This window comes from Streptomyces sp. NPDC018693, assembly GCF_044391385.1.
Classification (GTDB): Bacteria; Actinomycetota; Actinomycetes; order Streptomycetales; family Streptomycetaceae; genus Streptomyces.
Genome location: NZ_JBIRZZ010000004.1, coordinates 276,906 through 302,350 on the forward strand (window position 1 = coordinate 276,906; position 25,445 = coordinate 302,350).

The window sequence follows — 25,445 nt, forward strand, 5'->3', positions numbered from 1 at the left end:
CAGATCGAGCGCCCGAGCGGCAGCCGGGCCACCGGCCGATCAACCATGCGGACTCCGCGCCGGAGCGGCGGCCCGACCGCCGGCCGATCAACCACGCGGACTCCGCGCCGGAGCGGCGGACCGACCGCCGGCCGATCAACCACGCGGATCCGCGCACGGAGCGGCGGACCGACCGTGGCCGCGGAGGCGGGCGGACCGCCGGATGCAGGGACGGGGTGGTGCGCTCCGGGGTCCGCCCTTTCGGCGGAGGGCGGAGCCCGGAGCGGGACAGTGCGCCGCCGGTCAGGCGACGGAACAGGCGGTGCCGTTCAGGGTGAAGCCGGTCGGTGCGGCGAAGCCGCCGCTGTAGGTGCCCTGGAAGCCGAAGCTCTGGCCGGCGCCGGGCTCGATGCGCGCGTTGTGCGCGACCGGGCTGGCCGTGACAGCGCCGGACGCCCCGGACAGGGTCGCGTTCCAGGCGCTGGTGATCCGCTGCCCCGACGGCAGGGTGAAGCCGAGCCGCCAGCCGTCGACGGCGGCGGTACCGGTGTTCTTCACGGTCACATCGGCGGTGAAGCCGCCCTGCCAGACGTTGGGCGTGTACGACACCTGGCAGGCCGCCGCCGGACCGCCCGGGCCACCGGGCCCCCCGCCGCCGGTGTTCACGGCGGAGGAGAAGGAGTGCACCGCCAGCCCGGTGCCGTTCTGCCACGGCTCGAACCCGGCCTGAACACTCGTCAGATACCAGTCGCTTCGGGCCATTCCACGGGCGACGGCCTGATCGACGAAGTCCTTCACGTCGAAGCTCCAGCTCGCGATCGCCGACGGGGCGACGAAGGAGATCACGTCGTTGGAGCCGTTGCTGCCGGTCCACACCTGCCAGCTGCGCCCGCCGACGGTGGCGTTGCCGACCGGAGACCCGATCGGCTGGACCGGGCCCACCCGGTTGAACCAGATCATGATCTCGGTCCGGTTGACCCCGTCGGTGCGGGGCGTCGGGTCCAGCCAGATGTCGTACGAGGCGTTGAACACGGCGTCGGAGACATAGCCGTACGAGATGCTGCTGGGCGCGCTGGAGATGGAGCTGATCCGCGCGGGGAGGTTCGTGTCCGGCGAACAGTTGGTGTAGTGGCAGCCGTTGAAGAGCGACGGGTACGACTTCGGGGCGCCGTCGGTGGGCACCGAGCCGTCGGCCCGGGTGAGCCGGAAGCCCGTGTCGGTGGCGGTGACGCACTGCTGGGCGCTGGTGCCCCAGCGGTTGTTCTGGACGACATAGCGCCCCTGGATCACGGTCGATCCGTACTGCTCGCAGATCAGGGTGTCGGCCTGGGCCGGCGCTCCGACGGCGAGGAGCGCGGCCAGCGTGGCGAGAGCGGTGAGCAGCGCGCCGGCCAGGGCGCGCACGGTGCGCAGGGGATGCGGCGACGATCGCATGCGGGGGGCCTCTCTGGCGAGGGAACCGGACTCGACAGGACGTGCTGCTGCGGGTTTCGGGAGCGCTCCCAATCGCCCACCCATGGGAGCGCTCCCACCCCACCGGTTGCGGTCGCGACTGTAGGAGTGCGCGCATGCCCCTGACAACCCTGTGCGCACGAATCCATCGAATGAATTTCGAAGCCCCAGGTCAGCGCGGCGAGGTGACGCAACTGGCGCAACTGGCCTGTTTTTGACGGAGATTGGGAGCGCTCCCGAAGCGCTCCGTCATGCCGAGTCGCGGATGACCAGCCGGGTGCGCAGGATGACATGGCGCCAGGCGACCTGGGGCTGCTCCATCTCCTCCAGCAGCAGCCGCACCATGGTCCGGCCGATCTCCTCCATGGGCTGGCGGACCGTGGTCAGCCGGGGCTCGGTGTGCTCGGCGAGCGGGAAGTCGTCGAAGCCGATCACCGCCACGTCGTCGGGCACCCGGCGGCCCGCCGCGCGCAGCACGGCCAGCGCGCCCGCGGCCATGGTGTCCGAGGCGGTGAGCACCGCGTCCACGTCCGGGTGCCGTTCGAGGAGTTCGGCCATCGCGCCCCGCCCGCTCGCCTCGGTGAAGTCCCCCTCGACGGTCCAGGAGGCGTCCGTCCTCAGCCCTGCGTCGGCGAGGGCCTGCCGGTAGCCACGCAGCCGGCACTGGGCGACGTACATGTCGAGCGGCCCGGTGACGCACCCGATCGCCCGCCGGCCGCCGCGCACCAGATGGGCGACCGCGTCCCGGGCGCCGCCCACGTTGTCCGCGTCGACGTAGGTGATCTGCTCGTCGCCGGAGCGGCGGCCCAGCAGCACGGTGGGGAGCCCGGCGTCGGCGAGCATGTCCGGCAGCCGGTCCTCGGCGCGTACGGACATCAGCAGCACGCCGTCCACCCGGCCGCCGCGCGCGTACTCGACGAACCGCTTCCGCTCGGTGTCCGTGCGCACGAGGGTGAGCAGCAGCTGTACGGAGGTGTCGGTCAGGGCGTCGCCGACGGAGCGGACCGTCTCCGAGAAGAACGGCTCCCCGAACAGCCGCCAGTCCTGGTCCGTCATCACCAGCGCCACCGCGTCGGCCCGCCGCCCGGCCAGCGACCGCGCCGCCAGGTTGGGCACGTAGCCGAGCTCGGCGATGGCCCGCTGCACGGCGCGGCGCGTGGACTCCCTGACCCCCGCCTCGTTGTTGACGACCCGTGAGACAGTGCCCCGCCCGACACCGGCGAGTGCGGCCACCTGCTCCAGCGTGGGCGTCGTACCGGACTGCCGCTTGACCATGTTCACCCCCAAGGCCACCTGATCCTACGGCCGTTGACGCCGTTGATCGAAGTCCCTGAGGGACGGGCACGGTCAGGCGGGGTGGTGTCCCCTGGAGTGGTGCAGCAGCGATCACTTCTCGCGACTTGCTGGTACCACATCGCGCTACCACACCGCTCTGGTGCACCGGGACACGATCCGCACACCGGACCGGCGGTCGACGGCGGTCACCCCCAGCCCTGGCAGCCAGCCAACCCATTTTATGCTCACGCCCATGGCACTCGAATGGGAACAGATCATCGTCGACTCCTCCGACCCCATCGCCCTCGGGCGCTGGTGGGCCGAAGCTCTCGGCTGGATAGTGGTCGACGAATCCGAGGAGATCATCGAGTCCGGCCTGAGCCGGACCAGATGCCGGGGCTGCTCTTCGTGCCTGTCCCCGAGGGCAAGACGTCGAAGAACCGGCTCCACCCCGACTTCCGCCCCGACGACCAGGAGGCCGAGGTCGCCTGGCTGCTCTCCCTCGGTGCCCGGCGCGCCGACACCGTGCAGGACGAGCAGCACTGGGTGACCCTCCTCGACCCGGAGGGCAACGAATTCTGTGTCCTGGGTGAGCGGAAGGGCTGAGCGGGGCCGGGCAGCCGTTCGGGTGGAGGTGCCGGACGGTTTCGCCCACCCGTGGCTGACCCAGCCGCAGCGTCCGCCTCCCGCACCGACGGGACGTCAGCGTGCTCGACGCACGGGGCACATTCGACCCATCGCCGGGTGACCAAGTGGTCGAGCTTTCGACCGTGAGGCGGACGTCGGCAGGTACCTCCGCATACGCGTGGCTCATGACGCCGGCCATCACCCCGTCACCCGCTCATGGAATCGCTCCCGCAGTTGGGCCAACCGGCCCTGGCAGAAGGCGCGTACGTCGTCCGGGGTGGGCGGGTCGGTGGGGTCGTGCGGGATGACGCAGGCCAGGACCTCCTCGCCGTACTTCTCGTGCGGTACGCCGACGACCTCTGATCTTGGGGTGGCCGTAGAGGAACTCCTCGATCTCGCGGGGGTAGATGTTCTCCCCGCCCCGGATGATCATGTCCTTGATGCGGCCGACGATCTCGACGTAGCCGTCCTCCCGCATGACGGCCAGGTCCCCGGTGTGCATCCAGCGGCCCGCGTCGACGGCCTCGGCGGTCTTCTGGCGACGCCGCTCGTGAGCAGCGCGCACGCCAGCCCGTCGACGTCGGCGGCGAATTGGACGTAGGTCCAGCGCCGTCCGGAGGGTACGTCGGCGAGCGCCTCGCGGTCCGGCCAGCTGGCGACGGCCCGGTCGAGGTTCGCGCCGATGGTGTCGCCGAGCAGTGCGGTCGGGCCGGCGCCGTGAGCGTAGGAGTTCACTTGAGGTCCTCCTCGCGGTACTCGCCGTCCGAGCCCACCGCGGTGGCCTCGCGCAGCTCGATGCGGCGGATCTTGCCGGAGACGGTCTTGGGCAGGGGGGCGAACTCGATGCGCCGGATGCGCTTGTAGGGGGCGAGGGTCTCCCGGGAGTGTTCGAAGAGCACCTTCGCGGTGTCCGGGCCGGGCTCCCAGCCCCCGGCGAGCACGACGTACGCCTTCGGCACGGCGAGCCGCAGCTCGTCGGGGGCGGGCACGACGGCGGCCTCGGCGACGGCCTCGTGCTCCAGCAGGGCGCTCTCCAGCTCGAAGGGGCTGATCTTGTAGTCGGACGCCTTGAAGACGTCGTCGGCTCGGCCCACGTAGGTGATGTAGTCGTCCTCGTCGCGGGCCCCGATGTCGCCGGTGCGGTAGTAGCCGCCGGCCATCGCCTCCGCCGTGCGGTCGGCGTCGCCGTGGTAGCCGGTCATCAGGCCGACCGGGCGGAAGGCCAGGTCGAGGGCGATCTCGCCCTCGGTGGCGCCGGGGGCGCCGGTGACCGGGTCGAGGAGTTCGACGCGGTAGCCGGGGCTGGGGCGGCCCATGGAGCCGGTCTTCAGGGGCTGGCCGGGGGTGTTGGCGACCTGCACGGCCGTCTCCGTCTGCCCGAAGCCGTCGCGGATGGTGACGCCCCAGGCCCTGCGCACCTGCTCGATGACCTCGGGGTTGAGGGGCTCCCCGGCCGCGACGGCCTCGCGGGGCGGGGTGGCGAGCTGGGTGAGGTCGGCCTGGATGAGCATGCGCCAGACGGTGGGCGGCGCGCAGAACGTGGTGACGCCCGCGCGGTCCATCTCCGCCATCAGCCGGGCCGCGTCGAAGCGCGTGTAGTTGTGGATGAAGACGGTCGCCTCGGCGTTCCAGGGGGCGAAGAGGTTGGACCAGGCGTGCTTGGCCCAGCCGGGTGAGGAGATGTTGAGGTGGACGTCGCCCGGCTGGAGGCCGATCCAGTACATGGTGGCGAGGTGGCCGATGGGGTACGAGGCGTGGGTGTGCTCGACCAGCTTGGGGCGGGCGGTGGTGCCGGAGGTGAAGTAGAGCATCAGCGGGTCGTCGGCGAGGGTCTGCCCGTCGGGGGTGAAGTCGGCGGGGGCGTCGTAGGCGTCCTCGTACGGCCGCCAGCCCTCGGGGGCGCCGCCGACGGCGATCCGGGTGTAGTCCCCGGGTACGTCGTCGAACTTGGCGGTGTCCTCGGCGCGGACGATCACCTGCCGCACCCGGCCCCGCTCGACGCGGTCGCGCAGGTCGGCGGGGCCGAGCAGCGGGGTGGCGGGGATGACGACGGCGCGCAGCTTCATCGCGGCGAGCGCGGTCTCCCACAGCTCGGCCTGGTTGCCGAGCATGACCAGGATCCGGTCCTCTGCGACGACGCCGTGCTCGCGCAGGCGGTTCGCGACGCGGTTGGAGCGCTCGGCCATCTCGGCGAACGTGAGGCGGGTCTCGCAGCCGTCCTCCTCGACGATGTGCAGGGCGGTGCGGTCGTTGCCCCGCGCGATGACGTCGAACCAGTCGAGGGCCCAGTTGAACCTGTCGGGCCGGGGCCACTCGAAGCCCTCGCAGGCGGTGTCGTAGTCCTCGCGGTGGGCCAGCAGGAAGTCACGCGCCCTGCGGAAGCGCTCCGTCGCCGTAACCATCTGTGCTCCTTCTCTACCGGACCATTGCCGGGCGGTCTCTGGCATCGTGTAATCCGTGATGCACGTCTCACTACCCCCGAACGGGGGTGTGCGCGGCGTACGGGCCGCGGGAAAGGGCGAACGAGTGGCAGCGGACGCGTCCGGAACGGCGGAGATACGCGGCGCGCTGGCGCGGCTGCGGCGGACGACGGGCCTGCCGGTGGCCTTCGGCGGGCTGGCGGAGTCCGGGCAGCGGCGGATGCGGATCAGCGAGTTCAGCGGCGCGGCGACGGATGCCCTGCGCGGACTGGCGGTGACCTCCGGCAGCGGCCTCGGGGGCCGGACGCTCGCCCTGGCCCGCCCGTGCGCGGTGACGGACTACTCCCTCTCCCGGCAGATCAGCCACGAGTACGACACCGCGGTGGCCCAGGAGGGGCTGCGCTCGGTGGTGGCGGTGCCGTTGGTGGTACGACGCCGGGTGCGGGGCGTGCTGTACGGCGCCCTGCGCACGGCCCAGCCGCTGGGTGACCGTACGATCCGCGCGGCGGTGGACGTGGCGCGGGACGTCGAGCAGGCGCTGGTGGTCCAGGACGAGCTGAATTCCCTGCTGACGGCGGCGGGCCGGAGTGCCTCGCAGGCCGCGGGAGGGGGTGCTGCGCCGACCGGGGGTGGGGCCGTCACGCCGGCCGACTGGGAGCAGGTCCGCGAGGCGCACGCGGCGCTGCGCGCCCTGGCCCCGCGCATCACGGACCCGGCGCTGCGGGCGCAGCTGCTGGACGCGTGCGGTCTGCTGACCGCGGGAGGCGGCGCGACCGACGTGGTCCTGGCCCCGCGCGAACTCGATGTGCTGTCGTGCGTGGCGTCGGGGGCGACGAACGCGGCCACGGCCGACCGTCTGGGCCTCCGCCCCGAAACGGTCAAGGGCTACCTCCGCTCCGCCATGCGCAAGCTCGACGCCCACACCCGCGGCGAGGCGGTCGCAACCGCCCGCCGAACGGGGCTCCTGCCGTAGCCGGGAGCCTGTCCGGCTGATCGGGCGGCTACGAGCGGTCGGCGGGGGCTTCAGCCGTTCGGCCACGGCGGCTGCGGACGGAGCTGCCCGGGCGACGGCGGCCAGGTCTTGCGGCGGTCGGGGTCGGACTGCTCGGGCGCCTGCGGGCGGATCTCCACAGCGCCCGCCACGGACTGGCTGTTCGCGTGGCGGCGGCGGGCGAACGAGCTGTATGGGAAGCCGCTGGTACATGCGCTGTGGCAGCCACGGGGCGGACTGCTCGGCGGCGGCCGAGGGGTCCCCGCACGGGGGCCCACGGTCGGGCCGTTCGTGGGGCGGCTGACGGTTCTCCCGACGCGGGTGCCATGGGCGGGACTGCTCGGGCGGCTGCGGGCGGGGCTGGGTGGGTGGAAGGTGCCGGCGCGTTCGTCGGGGTTGCCGGGGGTGGTGAGTTTTGGGTGGTTATGAGGGGATTCGGTGCAGGCGGTGCCGGTGGGTCGGCGGGGTCGTCACGGCGGGCGTCTCATTCATTGGACGGCGCCATGAATTGCTATATGCGGTCCCTCCTGTCACTTGTAATATCCCTCACCACGCCGCGTCGCCGAATTTCAAGTGACGTTGCCTAGAATTTGGCCCGGACACGACACACGGAGGGGAGCGGTGACCGTGCGACGGGACTTCCAGGAGCCTGCGAGAAGCCGCCCCGACCTGGTCATCGGCAGGGACGAGCTGTTCACGGCCGCGCGGGAGCAGCTCGTACGGGGCGGCAGTGTGCTCCTGCACGGCCCCGCCGGAATAGGAAAGTCGACGGTCCTGCGCGCTTTGGCCGCGGATTACGGCGACGCCGCCCGCACCGTGTTGCGCTGCTCGGCGACCGAGTCCGAATCCCACCTGCCCTTCCTGGCCCTCGCCGACCTGCTCGGCCTGGTCCTCGACGAGGTCTCCGGCAAGCTCCCCTCGGCCCAGCGCACCGCCCTGGAGTCGGCCCTCACCGGCCGCGGCGAGTCCACCCTCCAGCGAGACGGCCTCGCCCTGCGCCTGGCCGTGCTGTCGGCGCTGCGCGCGCTCGCCGCCGAAGGGCCCGTCCTCGTCGTCGCCGACGACCTGCAGTGGCTGGATCCGGCCAGCGCGGAACTCCTCGGCTTCGCCGCCCGCCGCCTCGGCGACACCCCGGTGCAACTGCTGTGCGCGGTCCGGGCCGAGGGTCAGGAGTACGACCGCCATCTACGCGCGTCCCCGCCGGACACCCTCGCCGCCCGCCTCACCCCCCTGTCCCGCGCCCAGGTCTCCGCGCTGCTCGACCGGCGCGGCTACACCGACCTGCCCCGCTCCACGGTCCGCGACATCCACCGCACAAGCGGCGGCAACCCCCTGTTCGCCCTGGAGCTGGGCCGCGCCCTCGGCGAGAATCCCACCCCGCCGCGCCCCGGCGAGCCGCTGCCGGTGCCGACCTCGCTGCGCGCCCTGGTGCTCAGCCGCCTCGACATGCTCTCGGCCGAAGCCCGCCGCACCCTGCTGGTGGCGAGCGCGGGCGCCCGCCCCACGCTGGCCCTGCTGCACGCGGCCGGCCGTGAGAACGCCGAGGCCGAGACCGCGCAGGCGGCCGCGCTGGGCCTGCTCGCGACCGAGCCCGAGGGTCCGGCCGTACGCTTCGCGCATCCGCTGATCTCCGCCGCCCTGTACGCCGAGGCTCCCGCGCAGGAGCGCCGGGCCGCGCACGCGGCGCTGTCCACCGCCGCCTCCGACCCCATCGAACGGGCCCGCCATCTGGCCCTGGCCACCACCGGCACCGACCCGGAGGTGGCCGCCCGGCTCGCCGAGGCCGCCGCGCTGGCCCGCGACCGCGGGGCCCCCTCGGTGGCGGCCACGCTCGGGCTGCTCGCGGCCCGGCACACCCCCGCCGACCACGCCCCCCGCCCGGACGAGCGGCGGCTGGAGGCCGCGGAGGACGCGATCACCGCCGGCGAGACCGACCTCGCCCGGGACATCGCCCACGACGTGCTGACCCGGGCGACCGCGCCGGCCGAGCGGGTGCGGGCGTGGATGGTGGTCGTCGAGTCGGCCGGGCAGGCGCTCGGCGACGTGGACACCGCCTTTCCCCAGATGCTCGCCGACGCCGGCGACGACCCCGAACTGCTCGGCCTGGTCCACTACCAGCTGTCCTGGCGCGCGCTGATCATGGAGGGCGACTTCGCCGTGGCCCGCCAGGAGGCCGCGCACGCCGCGGAGCTGGCCGCACGCGGCGGCGACCGCCGCACCGAGCTGATGGCGCTGTCCTTCCAGGCGTCCACCGAGACCCTGATGGGCCACCCGGACGCGCCCGCGACCATCAAGAAGGCCCTGAAGGAACCGCAGGACCCCTACGTGGCCTGCCACCACAACGGCGCCGGCATGGCCCGCTTCCGCTGGCTGCTGATGAGCGACCAGCTGCCCGAGGCGCGCACCACCATCACCGCGCTGCTGCGCGAGGTGCGCCGACGCGGCATGGTCGAGAGCGAGGTGCACTTCCAGCGCTTCCTCGCCGACATCGAGCTGCGCTCCGGGCACTGCGGCCGCGCCCTGGACCTCGCCCGCGAGAGCCTGCGCCTGGCCCGCGACTCCGGTATCGGCATGGGCGCCTCCGCCATGCTCACCTCCCTCGCCGAGGCGTCCGGCGGCGATGTCGACCGGGCGCTGGCGCTGGCCCGGGAGGCGGCCGAGCGCGCCGAGGAGGACGGCGACCAGATGTATCTCTCGCGGGCGCTGGCCTCCCTGGGCTACGCCCAGTTGGTGGCCGGGGACGCCGCGGGCGCGGTCGCCTCCCTGCGCCGGGTGCGGGAGCTGGAGCGGGGCCTGGGCATCACCGACCCGGCGCGCGGCCGCTGGCAGGGCGACCTCGCCGAGGCCCTGGTCCTGATCGGTGAGCCGGGCGAGGCGCAGGACGTCATCGACGTCACCCGCGAGCACGCGCTGCGGCTGGGCCGGGAGAGCGTGCTCGCCGTGCTCGACCGGTCGGAGGCGCTGGTGCGCGCGGCGCGCGGTGAGCACGAGGCGGCACTGGCCCAGCTGACGTCCGTGCAGGACCGGCTGGCCAAGCTGGGTTACGGCCTGGAGGAGGCGCGGGCCGCGTTCGCGCTGGCCCGGCTGCGCACCACCCGGCGGCCGGGGCCGACGTCGTACGACGAGGCGGCCCGGCTGTTCCGGCGCGGCCGCGCCCTGCCGTGGCTGCGGCACGTCGAGCGGGCCGCCGCGACGCCCCCGCCTAAGACCCCGTCCGTGCCGGTCGCGCCGGCGCCCGCCACGGACGCCCTGGAGGGGCTGGCGTCGATGGAGCGTCAGGTGGCCTCGCTGGTCATGGAGGGCGCCACCAACCGGGAGATAGCCGCCCGTCTGTTCATCAGCGTCAAGACGGTCGAGGCGACGCTGACCCGGGTCTACCGCAAGCTGGGCATCCGCTCCCGGGTGGACATCGTCCGCCTGGCGGCGGGGCGCCACGCGAAGTGAAGGTTCCGCGGGTTTACTGCCTTCACGGGTTTGCCTACGGGTCACCGAGGGTTTTCCCTGCCCAACTCCCCTAGGGGGTTCCCTCATTGGGAGGGCGGTGTACCGGGTCCTAGCGTTTGGGGCGTGCCGCTTCGCCCGGGCACACGGGTTCGGTAGGCCCTCGCCGGCTCGACGGAGAGCCGGAGGTCCCCGTCCCCGTGCCTCACCCCCACACCCGCGCGACCCCCCACCGGCAGATCCCCCCACGAGGAGACTGATGTTCGGGCTCACCCGTGCCAGAAAGACCGCCGCAGCAGTTGTCGCGACCGCCGCGGCAGCCACCACCGCGCTGCTCGGCGCGCCCTCGGCGACGGCCGCACCCCAGCCGATCGTCGGCGGCACGACGACCACCACGACGTCGTACCCGTTCATGATGCAGATCACGGACGCCTCGCAGAACCAGTTCTGCGGCGGCACGCTCGTGTCGCCGACCAAGGTGGTCACGGCCGCGCACTGCATGGTCGGCGAGACCACCAGCAGCATCCGCGTCGTCGGCGGCCGGACCTACCGCAACGGCACCAACGGCACGGTCAGCCGGGTGAGCAAGATCTGGATCCACCCGAACTACACGACCGCCACCAGGGGCGAGGACGTGGCCGTCCTGACCCTGTCGACGTCGATGCCGTACACCCCGGTGTCGTACGTCTCCTCCTCGGACACCTCGGTGTACGCGGCCGGCACCACGGCCCGCATCATCGGCTGGGGCACCACCTCCTCGGGTGGCAGCTCCTCCAACCAGCTGCGGACCGCGACCGTCCCGACCGTGTCCGACACGAGCTGCCGCAGCTCGTACGGCTCGTCCTACGTGGCGAGCGAGATGGTGTGCGCCGGATACACGTCCGGCGGCGTGGACACCTGCCAGGGCGACAGCGGCGGTCCCCTGCTCATCGGGGGCGTCCTGGCAGGGATCACTTCCTGGGGCGAGGGCTGCGCGTCGGCCGGTTATCCGGGGGTCTACACCCGGCTGACCACCTTCTCCAGCCTCGTCACGGCGCAGGTCGACTCGTAGACGTACGAGTGGCCCGGCGAAACTCCTGAGCACCCCTCAGGTGAAATACCAGGGGGCGCTGCGAGCCTCCACGAGCGGCCCGCAGCGCCCCCTCTCCATGTCCGTGCCCCCCCGATGCCTGCCCCGTTGTCGGTGGGACCTGTTTGAATGGCGGTGGAGGGGGTGATGGGCATGGTGTCCACCGACCGTTTTCTGGCGTTCGCGGCGATGTCCCTGCTGGTGATCGTGGTTCCGGGCCCGAGCGTGCTGTTCATCATCGGCCGTGCGCTCGCCCACGGCCGGCGGACCGCCGTGGCCACCGCGCTCGGCAATGTCCTCGGCTCGTATCTGCAGGTGGTGGCGGTCGCCGTCGGCATCGGCTCGCTGGTGGAGCGGTCGGCGACCGCGTTCCTGGTGGTCAAACTGGCCGGCGCGGGCTATCTGGTGTACCTGGGCGTGCAGGCGTACCGGCACCGCGGGGAGTTGAAGGCGTCCGCGATACGGACGCGGCCGGAGGGCAAGGGGCCGCGCGGCGACGGGCGGACGGCGCTCGACGGGGCCCTCGTCGGCATCACCAACCCCAAGGGCATCGTGTTCTTCGCGGCCGTGCTCCCCCAGTTCGTGGACCAGGCGGCGGGCCAGGTGCCGCTGCAGATGCTGCTGCTCGGCCTGGTCCCGATCTCCATCGGCCTGGTCACGGACACCCTGTGGGGCCTGACCGCGTCGGCGGCCCGCACCTGGTTCGCCGGCTCGGACCGACGGCTGTCGCTGATAGGCGGGGCGGGCGGCTTCACGATGATCGGGCTGGGCCTGACCGTGGCGGTGACGGGCCGCGCGGACTGAGCGGGATGCGCTAGTCCGTCCGTACGACGGCCCCGAACCGGATGTCGTACGTGTGGCCGGGGTGCAGGACGGCGAGCATGTGCTCGGCCTCGGCGGTGAGGTCGGACCGCTGGGCCTTGGTCAGCGAGGCGAAGGGCTCGATGACCAGGGCGTCGTCGGTCAGCTTCCACACGCCCGCGAGGAAACCGTCGAGCAGGAAGGTGCGGTGGACCTGGTTGCCCTGCCAGGCGCGGCCCCAGTGCTCGGCGGGGACGACGCGGGTGCGGTCGGCGTGGGAGAGGAGCAGGTTGTCGAACTCGGGGAGGAAGCGGGGCGGGGCCGGGGTGTCGGGGTCGGGGCGGGGCGCGTCCGGCAGGTCGAAGAGCTCGACTCCCTTGTCGTCGCGGAAGGTGACGAGCCGTGGGCGGAGCCGTTCGAAGGCGTCGCGCAGCCGGGTGAGACCGGCCCAGGTCTGCATGTCCTTGACGGAGGCGGGGCCGAAGGCGGCGAGGTAGCGCAGCACGACGGCGTCCGGCCGCGCGGCGGGTTCGGCGGGCCGGCCCAGCCAGTGCTCGGCGGTGGTGAGGGCGACCTGGCCGCTGCGGCCCCACAGTCCGCGCGGGGTGACCTGGACCAGGGGCAGCAGACAGCGTGCGGCGATTCCCAGGGCCTGGGGGTCGGCGTCCGGCCACTCGGCGAGGAGGGCCTCGCGGAGCTGCTTCATCGTGCGCGGCTGGGCCTCCACCAGGTCGCGGGCGAGGGCGGCGAGCCGGTCGAGGTCGACGCCGGCCAGGCCCTTGCGGAAGAGGCCGAGTTCGCGTTCCCGGGCGGGCTGGACGAACGGCCGCAGGGTGAGGCAGTCGTCGGCGGTGTGGGTGTGCAGGGTGGAGCGCAGGGTGACGAGACGGGCGACCTGGCGGTCGGCCATGAGCGCCGACAGCTGCTCGGGCGCGAAGCCGTCGAGGCGGGCGGCGAGGGCGACATACGGCGGCCTGACGTTCTGCGCCTGGAGACCGACGAGATGTGCCACCGCGTCCCGGGCGGACATCGGGGCGCGGCGCAGCAGCAGCTGGCGGTCGAGGGTGGCGCGGTTGAGGGCGCGGGCGGAGAGCACCGGGGCGGAGGCGGCCGTCTTCGTCTTCATGTCAGGCACGCTAGCGAGGCTTGCGGACAGTTCCGGTCCGCGACTCTCCCCGGCGTCGGGGCCGACGCGTACCCCCGATGCCCTTTGTCCGCTATATCCTGCCCATGCATCCCGTCCGATGATCACGTGGACGATCAGCCGGACGCCGTACCGACCCGGAGGAGCCGTGATGTCCGACCGGCGCGCTCGCCCCTCCTCGAAGAACTCCAGGCGCTCCGTCTGGCGCCGCGCCCTGACCCCGCCGCAGCCGCCCCGTACGGCGCCCCCTCCCCCGGCCGCTCCGCCGCCCACCGGGCCGGCGTCCGAGCCGGTGAGTGTGATCCAGGCGGCGCTGTACCGCGACGGTGTGCGCGTCTCCTCCCCCGCGACGCTCGCCGAGACCTTCCGTGAGCTGCGCGACCAGCCGTCCGGCATGGCGTGGATCGGCCTGGCACGCCCGACAGAGGCCGAACTGCTGTCGCTGGCCGTGGAGTTCGACCTGCATCCGCTGGCGGTCGAGGACGCGAAGGAGGCCCACCAGCGGCCCAAGCTGGAGCGCTACGGCGACACCCTGTTCGTCGTCCTGCGCGCCGCCCGCTATCTGGACGCACCGGAGGAGATCGACTTCGCCGAGCTGCACGTCTTCGTGGGCCCCGACTTCGTGATCACGGTCCGGCACGGGGCGGCCCCCGACCTGTCTGCCGTCCGCCACCGCATGGAGGAGTCACCGGAGCTGCTGAAGCTGGGCCCGGAGGCGGTCCTGTACGCGATCCTGGACGCGGTGGTCGACGGCTACGCGCCGGTGGTCGCGGGCGTCCAGAACGACATCGACGAGATCGAGACGGAAGTCTTCCGCGGCGACCCGGCCGTCTCCCGCCGCATCTACGAACTCTCCCGCGAGATGGTCGAGTTCCAGCGCGCCACCCGCCCCCTCGTGGGCATGCTGCACGGCCTGATGGCCGGCTTCTCCAAGTACGGCACCGACGAGGAACTCCAGCGCTACCTGCGCGACGTCGCCGACCACGTCACCCACACCAGCGAACGCGTCGACGGCTTCCGCCAGGCCCTCACCGAGATCCTCACCGTCAACGCGACCCTCGTCACGCAGCAGCAGAACGCGGAGATGCGGGCCCTGGCGGAGGCCGGCTTCGAGCAGAACGAGGAGATCAAGAAGATCTCGGCGTGGGCGGCGATCCTGTTCGCCCCGACGCTCGTGGGGACGATCTACGGGATGAACTTCGCACACATGCCGGAGCTGAACTGGAGCTTCGGATACCCCTTCGCGATCGGCTTGATGGGGGTCGTGTGCGTCAGTCTGTACGTGATCTTCAAGCGGCGGGACTGGCTCTGATTCCCCCCTTACCGAGCTCAGTTCTTCTGCGGCATTTGCTCTCGCACCGGTCACGGACCGGGCCAGAGTCGGCCCTGGGGAGCCCCTGGGGAGAAGTGATGCCGGTGATCTCGTCCACCTGCCTCCAGTAAGGCACTGACCAGGACTGTTACCCGCCTGCAGGCACCGGGGAGAATCCGGGGAGATCGGCTGACGACGCAGCTTCTGCGTCGTCGGCTTCGTCCCTACCCCGCTTCCTGCTCAACATCTCGCCGGTCACCTTTGTCGCTCCCTAACAATCACAGACAGTGACATTGGCTTCTGAGCGGAGCCGCACCACGTCCGTCCGCTCTGTGCGGCCTGTTGATTGTGGTGACGAGCGGTGTTCTGGTCAGCCGGGCGTCCACGCGTACCAGGTCTCATGCGCCAGCGGGCGACAACCCGGCCTCCTTCTCAGGGCAGGAACGGGCTGCGACAGCCGGCGCACCGCCGGGTTCACCCCTGCTCACTCCGGGCGCGGGCTCGCACATCACGGCCCGCTCCCGCTTCTGCGGCGCACCCGCGCCGAGGGACCTCTCGGGCGCGGACGCCCAGGACCTCGCGCTGTACCGGGAGAAGTTCCGGCGCGCATGGGCCTGTACCGCACCGTCCTGCACGAGGGCCTGCGCGACGATCTGCGTGTTCGCGGGCGCGGGCGGGGTCATGGTACGGATGGCCGACGACGGCGTGGGGCTTCCGGCCGCCGGGAGCACTTCGGAAGGACTGGGTATGCAGGCCATGTCCGAACGACTGGCACGCGTGGGCGGACGCCTGAGCGTGGGCAGCAACGAGGACGGCGGCGTCACGGTACAGGCGCGGGTCCCCGCATGAGCCAGGAGGAGTCGGGCGCATGGGCCAGGAAAGACCGGACCAGGAGAAGGTGAGCGTCCTGGTGGTCGACGACCACCCCATCGTCCTGGACGGCGTCACCGTGGCGCTCAGCAACACCCCCTGGATCACCGTCGCGGGATTCGCCCGCTCCGGGCGAGAAGCCGTCACCGCGGTCGGGCTCCTGCGCCCGGACATCGTCCTCCTCGACCTGCGCCTGCCGGACGCGGCCTGACCGCCGCGAGGCGGAATCCTCTAGATCTTGTCGTCACTCACCGTGCCGACTGCAGTGACGATTCCAAGCACCGCGTGCCACAAGTCGGTTCACTCACCTGTCCGGCAACCTGAACAGCCGGCGCCCATGCCGCTCGGTCCGTGGGTGCGGGACGGCCTTCCTGGCCCGCCACCTGCCCACAGGGGGCCATAAACCATCCTAAAATGGAAAATTATCCATGGTGATCGAGGGCAACGTGTCGGCCAACGGTGTGGCTTCGAGCTCGTACCCGTTCGGCGCCGCGAGTGTCGGCGAAGCGCCCGAGCGCGACGACGCGCTGGTCAGTGCCGTGGTCAGTGCCGTGGAGGTGACCGGAGCGCATGCCGGAAGCGTGTTTCTGCTCTCCGGTGACCATCGCTCGCTCGTAGTGGCCGCGTCGTGCGGGACGCCGCCCACCCTGGTCAGCGGATGGCGTCGGATCCCGGTGAACAGCGGTCTGCCGGTGGCGGAGGCGTACCGCTCCGGGCGCATGGTCCACCTGGCCGACGCGGAGGAGACGATGCGACGCTTCCCCCAGCTCGCGGTCGCCCTGCCCTACCCGTTCGGCTCTGCCTCGGTCCCCGTACGAGCGGGCGGGCGGACCTTCGGTGCCATAGCCGTGGTGTGGACGCCCAGGCCGGACGGGACCGGGCTGTCCAGGGCGCAGCGCCGGCAGCTGCGCTCCGTCGCCGACCGGCTGGGCACCACCCTCGCCGGACTGCGAGCCCTCGGCGCGCTCGGTGAGTACGACGAGCGGGCCGCTCCGATCGTGGTCCCGCTGCCCTCCGCTCCGGTGATCCGGGTGGGCCTCTTCGACTGGAACCTCGACAGCGGAGCACTCACGGCCGACGACGAGCTGTGCGCGATCTTCGGAATCCCGCCCCGCGAGTTCGACGGACGGGCCGCCACCCTCGCGGACATGATCGAGCCCGCCGATCTGCCCGGCTTCCGGTCCGCCGCCCGTGCCGCGGTCGCGGAAGGCCACGTACTGGCGCACTGCCTGCGCATCCGGGACGGCCGCGGGGGCCACCGCGCCGTCGAGCTGTGGGGCCGGGTGCCCGAGAGCCCCGACGGGCCGGACGCCTCGTCCCATCTGGTCGGCGCCGTACTCGACTCCGGAAGCGGCATGGCCGCCGTGGCAGCGATCGAGCGGCTCACGGACGGCTTCTTCGCCCTCTCGCCCGACGGACGCCTCTCCTACGCCAACCACAGCCTGGAGAATCTGCTGCGGGTCCGCCAGGACGAACTGCTCGGCCGGCGCCCCTGGGACGTCCTGCCCTGGCTGGCCGATCCCGTGTACGAGGACCGCTACCGGGCCGCCCTGATCTCCCAGCAACCGGTCTCCTTCCTGGTCCGCCGCCCACCGGACGAATGGCTGGTCTTCTCCCTCCACCCGGGCGCGCAGGGCATGACGGGGTGGGCGGCACCCGTGCGACAGCCCGTACCGGCCGGCACCGACCCCGGGGCACCCGTCGCCGAAGGCGGGCCGCCCGCACCCTTGTCGCCTCCGCCCGCGGCCCCGCGCGTGGGTTCCCTCTACCGGGTGCTCACGCTGGGCAGTGCGCTCACCGAGGCGGTCACCGCACACGAGGTGTTCGAGGCCGTCGCCGACCAGCTTCTGCCCGCTTTCGGCGGCCAGAAGCTGGCGATCTCCGTGGTGGAGGAGCGGCGCCTGCACCTGCTCGCTCAGCGCGGCTACTCGAAGCGCTTTCTCGCCCGGTTCGAAGGCACTCCGCTGCATGCCCGGCTGCCCGTGACGGACGCGCTGGCCTCCGGGGCCCCGCTGTTCGTCGAGTCCCGTGAGTCGCTCCTCGCGACCTACCCCGGGATCACGGTCAGTCACTCCAACTCCTGGGCGTTCCTGCCCTTGATCGCCTCGAATCGCCCGGTCGGCGTCTGCATGCTCGCCTTCGACGACGTCCACCGATTTCCCGACGAGGAGCGCGGAGTCCTCACCGCGCTGGGCGGCCTGATCGCCCAGGCCCTGGAACGCGCCAGGCTCTACGACGCCGAGTTCGCCCTCGCCCGCGGCCTGCAGAACGCGCTGCTGCCGCACCGGCTGCCCACATTGCCGGGCCTGCGTGTCGCCGGGCGCTATCTTCCGGGCACCAGAGGGATGGACATCGGCGGCGACTGGTACGACGTCATCCCCACCGGCGACGAGGTCGCGCTGATCGTCGGGGACGTCGAGGGGCACAACGTCGCCGCCGCGGCCGCCATGGGCCAGCTACGCAGCGCGGTGCGGGCCTTCGTCACCGCCGGCCACCGGCCGAGCGACGTCGTCGCCGGCACCAACCGGCTCCACATGGACCTCGATCCGGCGCTGCTCGCCAGCTGCTGCTACGCGCGCTTCCATCCTCGCTCGGGGGTCGTCCGCATCGTCCGTGCCGGCCACCTCCCGCCCTTGCTGCGCCTGCCCGACGGGCAGGCCGAAGTCCTGGATGTGCCCGGCGGCCCTCTGCTCGGCATCGACGCAGCGGCACGCTTCCCGGAGTCGGAGCTGCGCCTCGTACCCGGATCGGTCCTGGCCCTGTACACGGACGGGCTGATCGAGAGGCGCGACTCGGACATCGGTTCCGACGTCGACCGACTCCGGGCCGCGCTGGCGCGCAAGGGCGGGGGCCGACTGGAGGACCTGGCCGACGAGCTGCTGAGGGATGCCTGCCAGTCCTCCCCCGACAGGGCGGACGACATCGTGCTCCTGCTCACCGAGTACGCCCCGCCGCAGACGGCCGCAAAGGGAGCCGCTTAGCCCTCGACACCGCTGTCATTTACCCCAGATCTTCCGGTACGCCTCCTGGTAACCCGAGGGGTCCCAGGCCGTGGCACCGTCGCTGTTGTCGGCCGTGGTGATGTGGACGGGGGACACATATCCGCTGGCCGGACGACCGGAGAAGGCTCGGTTGAACTCGTCGACGATCTGCCAGCCCTGCTGGGACAGCGGCTCGGGCACGGTGGCCGACTGGTACTGCTCGCTGTTGATGCGCTGGAAGGCGGAGGGGTCACCGTCGCCGGCGCCGATGTTGAACGGCGGGCCGGAACCCTTCCTGCCGGCCGCACGGAATGCAGGGGCGGCATCGGCGAAGTAGAGGTCGTTGATGGCGACGGAGTACGTCCACCGGTCCTGGAAGCGGGAGAGAAGTGAGGAGACCTCCCGGGGCGTGCGGCTGCTCGCGTCCGGAATCGGGATGTTCTGGTACGCCAGCAGCTTCACGCCGGAGCAGGTGGCGAGTTCCTTCCGGATCAGCTCGGACTTGTTCTTGGCGAAGGGGATCGAGGCGTCGGTGAAGACCACGACCCCGGCGGTGCCGTTGGAGCGCGAGATGACCCATTGCGCGCTGACTCTGGCCACGTCCTCGACTTTGGTGGTGACGTTGGTGAAGAGCTCGGGCCGCCGGCTGGGGCCGGGGGCGGCGACCGCGTGCCAGCCGATGAGTGGGATACGTGCCGCGTTCGCCCGGGCCACCTGCCGCGAGGTCGAGTGGGGGTCGAAGCCTCCGATGACGATGCCCGCGGGCCTGAGGGCCACGGCATCGCTCATCGCCGCCTGGATGCCGGCGGGGGTACCACCGCCGTCGATCACCCGGACGTTCCAGCCGATGACCCGCGCGGCTCTCCGCACGCCGTCGGCGGCGCCCGCGACTCCGGGGTTGGTCATGGTCTGGGCGACGTAGACGATGGTCTTGCCGGCCACCGCCGTGGGGCCGCTGGTCGGTCCGTTCCAGGGGACGTCCGTCCGCTCCGCCCGCTGCACGGCCGCCTGGGCCCTGGCCTGGACCGAGGGGCAGCCGCTCGGGCCCGTGGTGGAGTCCCCGGGGTCATTCGACGAGCCGCGTTCGCACCCGGCCAGGAGGGTTGCCGCGGCCAGCAGGGCGGTGGCGGCGGACCTCGCCCTGAAGCCGCCGGGCGCGGCCTTGCGGTGGTCGTGCACGGAAGCTCCTCGCGCAGGGACGAGCAGTAGGGAGGATGGGGCCGGGTGCGGTCGTGACGGCCGCCGCGGCATGGTCATGGAGTGCTGCCCGACGTGCCGTCGTCCCGCGTCGGGGAGGACGGCGGCTGCGGCGTCACGGCGGGCGCGTCGCGGGCCGCGACGACACCGGTGCGCAGCCGGCGGCGAGCGGCGTAACCGGCCAGGCCGACGGCGACGAGCAGGGTGCCACCGTGGAACAAGGGGATCGTCCAGAAATCGGCGCCCATCTGCCCGATGCCGGTGAGGCCGACGGCGAGGACGGCCACAGCGACCACGGTCCCCATGGCGTTGGGGCGGCCGGGCTTGATCGCGGTGGAGCCGAGGAGGGCGCCGACGAAGGCGGGCAGCAGGTAGTCGAGGCCGACGCTCGGATTGCCGATCTGCTGCTGGGCCGCGAGCAGCACGCCGGCGAAGCCGACGATCAGCCCCGATGCGGCGAAGGCGTAGACGGTGTACTTGCGGATCGGGATGCCGACGAGGTCGGCGGCGCGCGGGTTGGACCCGACGACGTACAGGTACCGGCCGAGCGGCAGCCGCTCCAGCACCAGCCAGAGGGCGACCGCGAGCGCGAGCACGTAGAAGGCGGGGACCGGAAGGCCGAGGAACGTGGAGTCGTAGATGTCGGTGAAAGCGGCCGGGAGGCCCTGCGGGCCGGGAACGATCCGGCCGCCCGCGGTGATCCAGCCGGTCAGCGCGTACAGCATGCTGCCGGTCCCGAGCGTGGCGATGAACGAGTCGATCCGCCCGAACTCGACGATGACACCGTTGAGGACGCCCACGACGCCCCCTCCGACGATCACCGCGAGGCAGGCGAGCGGCCAGGGCCACCCGCTGTCCGCGACGAGTTGCATCACCATGACGTGCGCCAGGCCGAGGCCGTAGCCGATGGAGAGGTCGAACGCGCCGGTCACGATGGGGACCATGGCGGCGAGCGCGAGGATGGCCGGGATCGACTGGTTGGACAGGATCGAGTCGACGGTGTCCAGGGTGGGAAAGGTACGCGGCAGAGTGAGGGAGAAGATCAGGAAGAGCAGGGCGGTGAGGGCCAGGAGGCCGTATGCGCCGATGAGGTGCCCGCCGGGTCGGCCCGGCCCGGCCCGTCGGCCGAGTCGGCTCAGCAGGCCCGGTCCACGTGGTTGCCTCCGGGGCGAGGGCGGGGAGGGCGGGGTCACGGGTTCGTCGCGGTTCCGGAGGGGGGCATGGCCGAGGCCGCCCGGGTGAGCCCCGCAACCGTGAGGGCCGGACCGCTCAGCTCGGCCGTCACGGACCCGCGGACGAAGACGAGGGCACGTGGGCACACGCCCGCGACCTCCTCGAAGTCGGTGGAGATGAGGAGGACGGCGAGACCCGCGGCCAGCGCCTCGTCGAGCAGGCGGTGGATCGCGGCCTTGGCACCGATGTCCACGCTCGCCGTCGGTTCCTCGAGGATCAGCAGGCGCAGTTCCACCCGGAGCCACCGGCCGAGCATGACCTTCTGCTGGTTTCCGCCCGACAGGGTGGCGATGGGCGCCTCGCTGTCGCGGGGACGCACCGAGAACCGTTCGATCAAGGTGGCGGCCTCGCCGCGTTCGCGGCGGGGACTGATCCAGCGCGGCGCCGACCGGCCTCCCGCGCGGGGGTTGGCCAGGAGGTTCTCCCGTACGGTCAGCTCGGCGAGGCAGCCCTCACGCTGCCTGTCACCGGGCACGAAGGCGACACCGAGCCCGACGGCGTCGGCGACCGTACGCGGACGGTACGGGCGGTCGCCGAGGACGGCACGTCCGCCGATAAGGGGCCGGCAACCCGCGAGGGCTCGCCCCAGGTCCATGTGTCCGGCGCCGGAGAGGCCGACCAGACCGAGGACTTCTCCGACCCTGAGCTCCAGGTCCACCGGTCCGGCACCCGCTGTCCGTACGCCGTCGAGGGTCAGGACGGCCGGGCCGCCGGCCGGGGCCGTGGCGGGGCGGTGGTCGGGCAGTTCCTCGCCGATGATGTCGTGCACCAGGCGGGCCGGCGTGTGCTCGGTCAGCGAGCCGTGGCTGACGAGGTGGCCGTCGCGCAGGACGGCGAAGGTGTCGGCGACCTCGTACACCTCGTCCAGGCGGTGGCTGACGTAGAGGATGCCGTGCCCCCGGTCGCGCAGGGCGTGCAGGACGCGGAACAGCCGGGCGCAGTCGGCGGCCGGGAGGCGGGCGGTCGGTTCGTCGAGGACGATGAGCTGCGCCCGTGCCGCCAGGGCTCGTGCGATCGCGATCAGGGAACGCTCGGCCGGGGGAAGGCCGGCGATCGGGGCGTCGGGATCGAGATGTCCGGCGACGATCCGCAGTGCCTCGGTGGCCCGCTCTCGGGTCCGTCGCCAGGAGATCAGTCCGGCGCGGCGCGGATACCCTGTGCTCAGGGCGATGTTCTCGGCGACCGTCATCCATTCCACGAGGCCGAGGTCCTGGTGGATGAAGGACATGCTCGCGGAGGCGGCATGGCTGCCCAGCGGCTGCCCGGCCACGGTGATCTGCCCGGCGTCGGCGTGGTGGACGCCGGCGAGGACCTTGATGAGCGTGGACTTTCCGGCTCCGTTGGGACCGAGGAGGGCGAGGACGCCAGCGGTGTGGATGTCGAGGTCGACCCCGGCCAGCGCGAGGGTCCCGCCGAACCGCTTGGAGAGCCCGCGGATACGGACCAGGGGCTCCGCCCCGTTGGGTGGGACCGCCTGCGCAGAGGTGTCGTGAGCGTCGTGCACGGACATCTCCGGGGGTCGGACTGGTGAGTTACTCCCGACTTGCGTCAGCGATCCTAACCGGGCACATCACAGCATTTCAGGCATTTTGCCGCTCTCTGTGACTCCAACGGGTCAGTGGGCCACCCTGCTCTTCCGCCCCTCAGGCGGCGTCGAGCCCGCATTCGGCCCAGATGACCTTGCCCTCCGGGGTGTAGCGCGTGCCCCAGCTCTCTGCCAGCTGGGCGACGAGGAACAGGCCGCGACCGCCCTCATCGGTGGTGGCTGCCCTGCGCAGATGTGGGGCGGTGTTGCTGGTGTCGGAGACCTCGCAGACCAGGGTGCGGTCGTGGAGCAGCCGTACCCGGATGGGCCCGGCGCCGTGACGGATGGCGTTCGTGACCAGCTCGCTGAGCATCAGTTCAGCGGCGAACGCGACCTCGTCAAGCCCCCAGTCGGCCAGTTTCCGGGTGGCCGAGGAGCGGACCTCGCTGACGAGGGCCGGATCCGCGGGCAGATCCCAGGTGGCGATCCGCCCCGGGTCCAGGGCGTGGGTGCGGGCCACGAGCAGGGCTATGTCGTCGTAGGGGTGGGCCGGCGCCACGGTGTCGAGGACCGCCCGGCAGGTCTCGTCGGGTCCGCGCTCCGGGTGGGCCAGGACCCCGCGCAGCTGATCGAGGACCATGTCGACGTCGCGGTGCCGGTCCTCGATGAGTCCGTCGGTGTAGAGGACCAGCTGACTGCCTTCGGGGAGGTGGATCTCGACGGCTTCGAAGGGCAGACCTCCGAGGCCGAGCGGGGGCCCGGCGGGCAGGTCGGGGAACGACACGGTGCCGTCGGGGCGGACCAGGGCGGGCGGGGGGTGGCCGGCGCGGGCCATGGTGCACTGCTGCGAGGTCGGGTCGTAGATCGCGTACAGACAGGTCGCGCCGATGATGCCGGCGCCCTCGGCGGCGGACTCCTCCCGGTCCAGGCGTCCCACGAGGTTGTCGAGGTGGGTGAGGACCTCGTCCGGGGGGAAGTCGAGCTCGGCGAAGCTGCGTGCGGCGGTTCGCACCCGGCCCATGGTGGCGGCGGACAACAGACCGTGGCCGACGACGTCACCGACGAAGAGGCCGACGCGGGTGCCGGACAGGGGGATGACGTCGTACCAGTCTCCCCCGACGTCGGATTCGGCGGGCAGGTAACGATGGGCGACCTCGACGGCGTCCTGGTCGGGCAGGCCGCGCGGGAGCAGGCTGCGCTGCAGGGCCAGGACCATGGCGCGTTCGCGCGTGTAGCGGCGGGCGTTGTCGATGGACAGCGCGGCGCGGGTGGCGAGCTCTTGCGCCAGTGAGCGGTCGTCGTCTCCGAATGGGGCGGGATCCTCCGCCCGATAGAAACCGGCGACCCCCAGCACGACGCCGCGGGCGACCAGGGGCACCGCGATGAGGGAGTGGACGTGGCTCAGCAGCTGTTCGGAGTGCTCGGGGTCCTGTGCGAGCCAGCCCGCGGCGCTCTGCAGGTCCGGTTCCAGCACTGCCTGCCCACTGGTCAGACACCGCATCTGCGGCGTCGTCGGGCCGTAGTCGATGCGCTTGTCCACCGGGCTGAAGGGACAGCCGTCGCGAATGCCGTGAACCACCGCACGGCGCAGGTCACTGCGGGGATCGGCGGACTCCTCGCCGCGCAGTACGGCCTCGGGCAGGTCGATGGTGACGAAGTCGGCCAGTCGCGGCACCGCAGTCTCGGCGAGTTCCCGGGCCGTGCGGCGCACGTCCAGGGTGGTGCCTATGCGGGCGCTTGCCTCGGACAGCAACTCCAGACGGCGTCGCGCGGCCAGGGCGTACGTCCCCACGTGCGGCTCCCCCACCATCACGAGCCCTCCGGCGGAGGGCGGGGAGTCGGGGTGCTCGTCCGTCACGTCGTCGATGCCGGCGGTCGCGATGCCCTCGCCGCCCACGGCGAGCCGGCCGGGTGCCGTCCCGGGAGGATGCTGCCCGGACGGTGGGATGAGGGACAGATGCCCGGGTGCCACGGTGACGGGAACGGCCCCGGAGAGCGGAAGGAGAGAGGCGACAGCAGGCTCGGCGGGGAAGCCCAGCGGCTCGCCGACCTGATGCGGGATGGCGAGAGGCTCGCGCGGTGCGGGGCCGGGGACAACGGCCTCGACGGCGATGCCCTCCACTCCGGAGACACTCGTCATCGGGCGGCTCACGAGCGTGACCCGTCGGCCGTCGGACAGGGGCACGTCGACGGCGGCCCGCTGTGCGTGGGAGATCAACTCGGCGGCCTTCTCCATGAGGATCGCCCGGTCGCGGGGGTGCAGCTCCAGGGCCAGTTCCTCCACCCCGATGCGGTGCTGAAGGCTTGCATCGGCCTCGGCTCCGGTGGCCAGGTAGGCCCGCAGCAGAGCGCGCTCTCGTGCGGAATTCTGCCCCAGCAGCCGCCGCTCGATGGCCTCGGCCGCCTTGCGTATCACGGCGTCCAGTGCCGGATTCTCGGCGCTGCGGGGATAGCCGAAGCACAGAACGCCCTCGATGCGGCCACTGAGGGGATCGCGGACGGGAAGCGCGCGACAGGCGCTGTGTTGGGAGCGCTCGGCGAAGTGCTCAGCACCGTAGACCCGGATGAGCTGCCGCTCCGCCAGGGCGAGACCGATGCCGTTGGTACCGGCGACCTGCTCGGCGAACACGAACCCTGGGACGCTCTGAATGGCGGGGAGAGTTCTGGCCAGCGACGCTTCTCCGAAACGGCGCAGGAGCACCGTCCCGCTCGCATCGGCGACGGAGATGTTCATCGCGCTGCCGGCGAATGTGGACTGCAGGCGGTCGAGGACCGGCACGGCTGCGTGGACCATCCGTCCGTCTGGATCGAAATCCTCCCGGTAGGGAAGGTCGGACTGGTCCGGCGACAACCCCAGGGTCCGGCAACGCTGCCAGGAACTCAGGATCGACGTTCGCACACCCGCCCCGACCGGATCACCCTGCAGAAACCGCTCGCGGAAACGGGCGGGCCCCGTGCCGCCTGCCGCACGCCCCGTCGGTATCGGTTCGCCGCCGGACCGATCCACGCTTCGCCTCACGCCTTCGACAATCCACTCTTCGGAAATATCTGACATTGACGAGAATACGGGCATTTGTGGCACCAGGGACACTAATCATGATTCGCAAGGTTCCTCACGCACGGTAACC

17 protein-coding genes and 1 pseudogene are annotated in these 25,445 nt (G+C 72.1%); 9 read left to right on the forward strand and 9 right to left on the reverse strand.

Going from position 1 to position 25,445, the window contains the following annotated elements; all coding sequences use genetic code 11:
* Positions 1–282: 282 nt before the first annotated feature.
* Together ACH5AC_RS13255 and ACH5AC_RS13260 are read right to left on the reverse strand one after the other, a co-directional pair.
* On the reverse strand, positions 283–1,413 hold the full coding sequence (locus tag ACH5AC_RS13255) for a cellulose binding domain-containing protein (protein WP_398861856.1): 1,131 nt from the start codon (positions 1,411–1,413) through the stop codon (positions 283–285).
* A gap of 267 nt (positions 1,414–1,680) precedes the next feature.
* Positions 1,681–2,706 (reverse strand): LacI family DNA-binding transcriptional regulator, encoded by a 1,026-nt coding sequence (locus ACH5AC_RS13260; RefSeq protein WP_398862209.1) that lies wholly within the window; start codon positions 2,704–2,706, stop codon positions 1,681–1,683.
* Between the two features lie 264 nt (positions 2,707–2,970).
* On the opposite strand from ACH5AC_RS13260, the gene ACH5AC_RS13265 reads away from it, so the two are divergent.
* Positions 2,971–3,312, forward strand: a complete 342-nt coding sequence (locus tag ACH5AC_RS13265; RefSeq protein ID WP_398861857.1) for a VOC family protein — start codon at positions 2,971–2,973, stop codon at positions 3,310–3,312.
* Positions 3,313–3,531: 219 nt separating this feature from the next.
* Here ACH5AC_RS13265 and ACH5AC_RS13270 read toward each other — a convergent pair.
* A pseudogene (locus tag ACH5AC_RS13270) lies at positions 3,532–3,871 on the reverse strand (AMP-binding protein); the annotation flags it as partial.
* 193 nt (positions 3,872–4,064) lie between these two features.
* Complete coding sequence (locus ACH5AC_RS13275; protein WP_398861858.1) at positions 4,065–5,735, reverse strand: AMP-binding protein; 1,671 nt, start codon at positions 5,733–5,735, stop codon at positions 4,065–4,067.
* A gap of 124 nt (positions 5,736–5,859) precedes the next feature.
* Between ACH5AC_RS13275 and ACH5AC_RS13280 the strand changes: the two genes are divergently transcribed.
* The 4 genes from ACH5AC_RS13280 (at position 5,860) to ACH5AC_RS13295 (ending at position 12,058) form a co-directional block, all read left to right on the forward strand.
* Positions 5,860–6,726, forward strand: a complete 867-nt coding sequence (locus ACH5AC_RS13280; RefSeq protein ID WP_398861859.1) for a response regulator transcription factor — start codon at positions 5,860–5,862, stop codon at positions 6,724–6,726.
* 639 nt (positions 6,727–7,365) lie between these two features.
* The gene (locus tag ACH5AC_RS13285; RefSeq protein WP_398861860.1) at positions 7,366–10,188 is read left to right on the forward strand and encodes an ATP-binding protein; all 2,823 of its coding nucleotides are present in this window, start codon (positions 7,366–7,368) and stop codon (positions 10,186–10,188) included.
* A gap of 256 nt (positions 10,189–10,444) precedes the next feature.
* Positions 10,445–11,236, forward strand: a complete 792-nt coding sequence (locus ACH5AC_RS13290; RefSeq protein ID WP_398861861.1) for a S1 family peptidase — start codon at positions 10,445–10,447, stop codon at positions 11,234–11,236.
* A gap of 171 nt (positions 11,237–11,407) precedes the next feature.
* Positions 11,408–12,058 carry a LysE family translocator gene (locus ACH5AC_RS13295; RefSeq protein WP_398862210.1) on the forward strand — a complete coding sequence of 217 codons (651 nt, stop codon included), beginning with the start codon at positions 11,408–11,410 and terminating at the stop codon, positions 12,056–12,058.
* Between the two features lie 10 nt (positions 12,059–12,068).
* Here the strand turns inward: ACH5AC_RS13295 and ACH5AC_RS13300 are convergent, their stop codons facing one another.
* Positions 12,069–13,181, reverse strand: a complete 1,113-nt coding sequence (locus ACH5AC_RS13300) for a winged helix DNA-binding domain-containing protein (RefSeq protein WP_398861862.1) — start codon at positions 13,179–13,181, stop codon at positions 12,069–12,071.
* A 169-nt stretch (positions 13,182–13,350) separates the two neighbouring features.
* On the opposite strand from ACH5AC_RS13300, the gene ACH5AC_RS13305 reads away from it, so the two are divergent.
* The 4 genes from ACH5AC_RS13305 (at position 13,351) to ACH5AC_RS13320 (ending at position 18,362) form a co-directional block, all read left to right on the forward strand.
* Positions 13,351–14,511, forward strand: coding sequence for a magnesium and cobalt transport protein CorA (locus tag ACH5AC_RS13305; RefSeq protein WP_398861863.1), 1,161 nt, complete (start codon positions 13,351–13,353; stop codon positions 14,509–14,511).
* A 351-nt stretch (positions 14,512–14,862) separates the two neighbouring features.
* A complete protein-coding gene (locus ACH5AC_RS13310) occupies positions 14,863–15,360 on the forward strand; it encodes a hypothetical protein (protein WP_398861864.1) in 498 nt (165 codons plus the stop codon).
* Between the two features lie 19 nt (positions 15,361–15,379).
* Complete coding sequence (locus ACH5AC_RS13315; RefSeq protein WP_398861865.1) at positions 15,380–15,592, forward strand: response regulator transcription factor; 213 nt, start codon at positions 15,380–15,382, stop codon at positions 15,590–15,592.
* A 217-nt stretch (positions 15,593–15,809) separates the two neighbouring features.
* A complete protein-coding gene (locus ACH5AC_RS13320; protein ID WP_398861866.1) occupies positions 15,810–18,362 on the forward strand; it encodes a SpoIIE family protein phosphatase in 2,553 nt (850 codons plus the stop codon).
* A gap of 15 nt (positions 18,363–18,377) precedes the next feature.
* Here ACH5AC_RS13320 and ACH5AC_RS13325 read toward each other — a convergent pair whose 3' ends face one another.
* The 4 genes from ACH5AC_RS13325 to ACH5AC_RS13340 all read right to left on the reverse strand — a co-directional run bounded on the left by ACH5AC_RS13325 (position 18,378) and on the right by ACH5AC_RS13340 (position 25,372).
* On the reverse strand, positions 18,378–19,541 hold the full coding sequence (locus tag ACH5AC_RS13325) for a substrate-binding domain-containing protein (RefSeq protein ID WP_398861867.1): 1,164 nt from the start codon (positions 19,539–19,541) through the stop codon (positions 18,378–18,380).
* Between the two features lie 74 nt (positions 19,542–19,615).
* Positions 19,616–20,752 carry an ABC transporter permease gene (locus ACH5AC_RS13330; protein ID WP_398861868.1) on the reverse strand — a complete coding sequence of 379 codons (1,137 nt, stop codon included), beginning with the start codon at positions 20,750–20,752 and terminating at the stop codon, positions 19,616–19,618.
* Positions 20,749–22,296, reverse strand: coding sequence for a sugar ABC transporter ATP-binding protein (locus tag ACH5AC_RS13335; protein WP_398861869.1), 1,548 nt, complete (start codon positions 22,294–22,296; stop codon positions 20,749–20,751). The genes ACH5AC_RS13330 and ACH5AC_RS13335 overlap by 4 nt, the downstream gene beginning before the upstream one ends.
* Positions 22,297–22,435: 139 nt before the next feature.
* Positions 22,436–25,372 carry a SpoIIE family protein phosphatase gene (locus ACH5AC_RS13340; protein ID WP_398861870.1) on the reverse strand — a complete coding sequence of 979 codons (2,937 nt, stop codon included), beginning with the start codon at positions 25,370–25,372 and terminating at the stop codon, positions 22,436–22,438.
* Between the last annotated feature and the right edge of the window lie 73 nt (positions 25,373–25,445).

Bases quoted from the DNA above. Each gene is read 5' to 3' on its own strand.
- ACH5AC_RS13255 (WP_398861856.1), bottom strand. From the start codon at position 1,413: ATGCGATCGTCGCCGCATCCCCTGCGCACCGTGCGCGCCCTGGCCGGC.
- ACH5AC_RS13260 (WP_398862209.1), bottom strand. From the start codon at position 2,706: ATGGTCAAGCGGCAGTCCGGTACGACGCCCACGCTGGAGCAGGTGGCC.
- ACH5AC_RS13265 (WP_398861857.1), top strand. From the start codon at position 2,971: ATGGGAACAGATCATCGTCGACTCCTCCGACCCCATCGCCCTCGGGCG.
- ACH5AC_RS13275 (WP_398861858.1), bottom strand. From the start codon at position 5,735: ATGGTTACGGCGACGGAGCGCTTCCGCAGGGCGCGTGACTTCCTGCTG.
- ACH5AC_RS13290 (WP_398861861.1), top strand. From the start codon at position 10,445: ATGTTCGGGCTCACCCGTGCCAGAAAGACCGCCGCAGCAGTTGTCGCG.
- ACH5AC_RS13295 (WP_398862210.1), top strand. From the start codon at position 11,408: ATGGTGTCCACCGACCGTTTTCTGGCGTTCGCGGCGATGTCCCTGCTG.
- ACH5AC_RS13300 (WP_398861862.1), bottom strand. From the start codon at position 13,181: ATGAAGACGAAGACGGCCGCCTCCGCCCCGGTGCTCTCCGCCCGCGCC.
- ACH5AC_RS13305 (WP_398861863.1), top strand. From the start codon at position 13,351: ATGTCCGACCGGCGCGCTCGCCCCTCCTCGAAGAACTCCAGGCGCTCC.
- ACH5AC_RS13315 (WP_398861865.1), top strand. From the start codon at position 15,380: ATGGGCCAGGAAAGACCGGACCAGGAGAAGGTGAGCGTCCTGGTGGTC.
- ACH5AC_RS13320 (WP_398861866.1), top strand. From the start codon at position 15,810: ATGGTGATCGAGGGCAACGTGTCGGCCAACGGTGTGGCTTCGAGCTCG.
- ACH5AC_RS13340 (WP_398861870.1), bottom strand. From the start codon at position 25,372: ATGTCAGATATTTCCGAAGAGTGGATTGTCGAAGGCGTGAGGCGAAGC.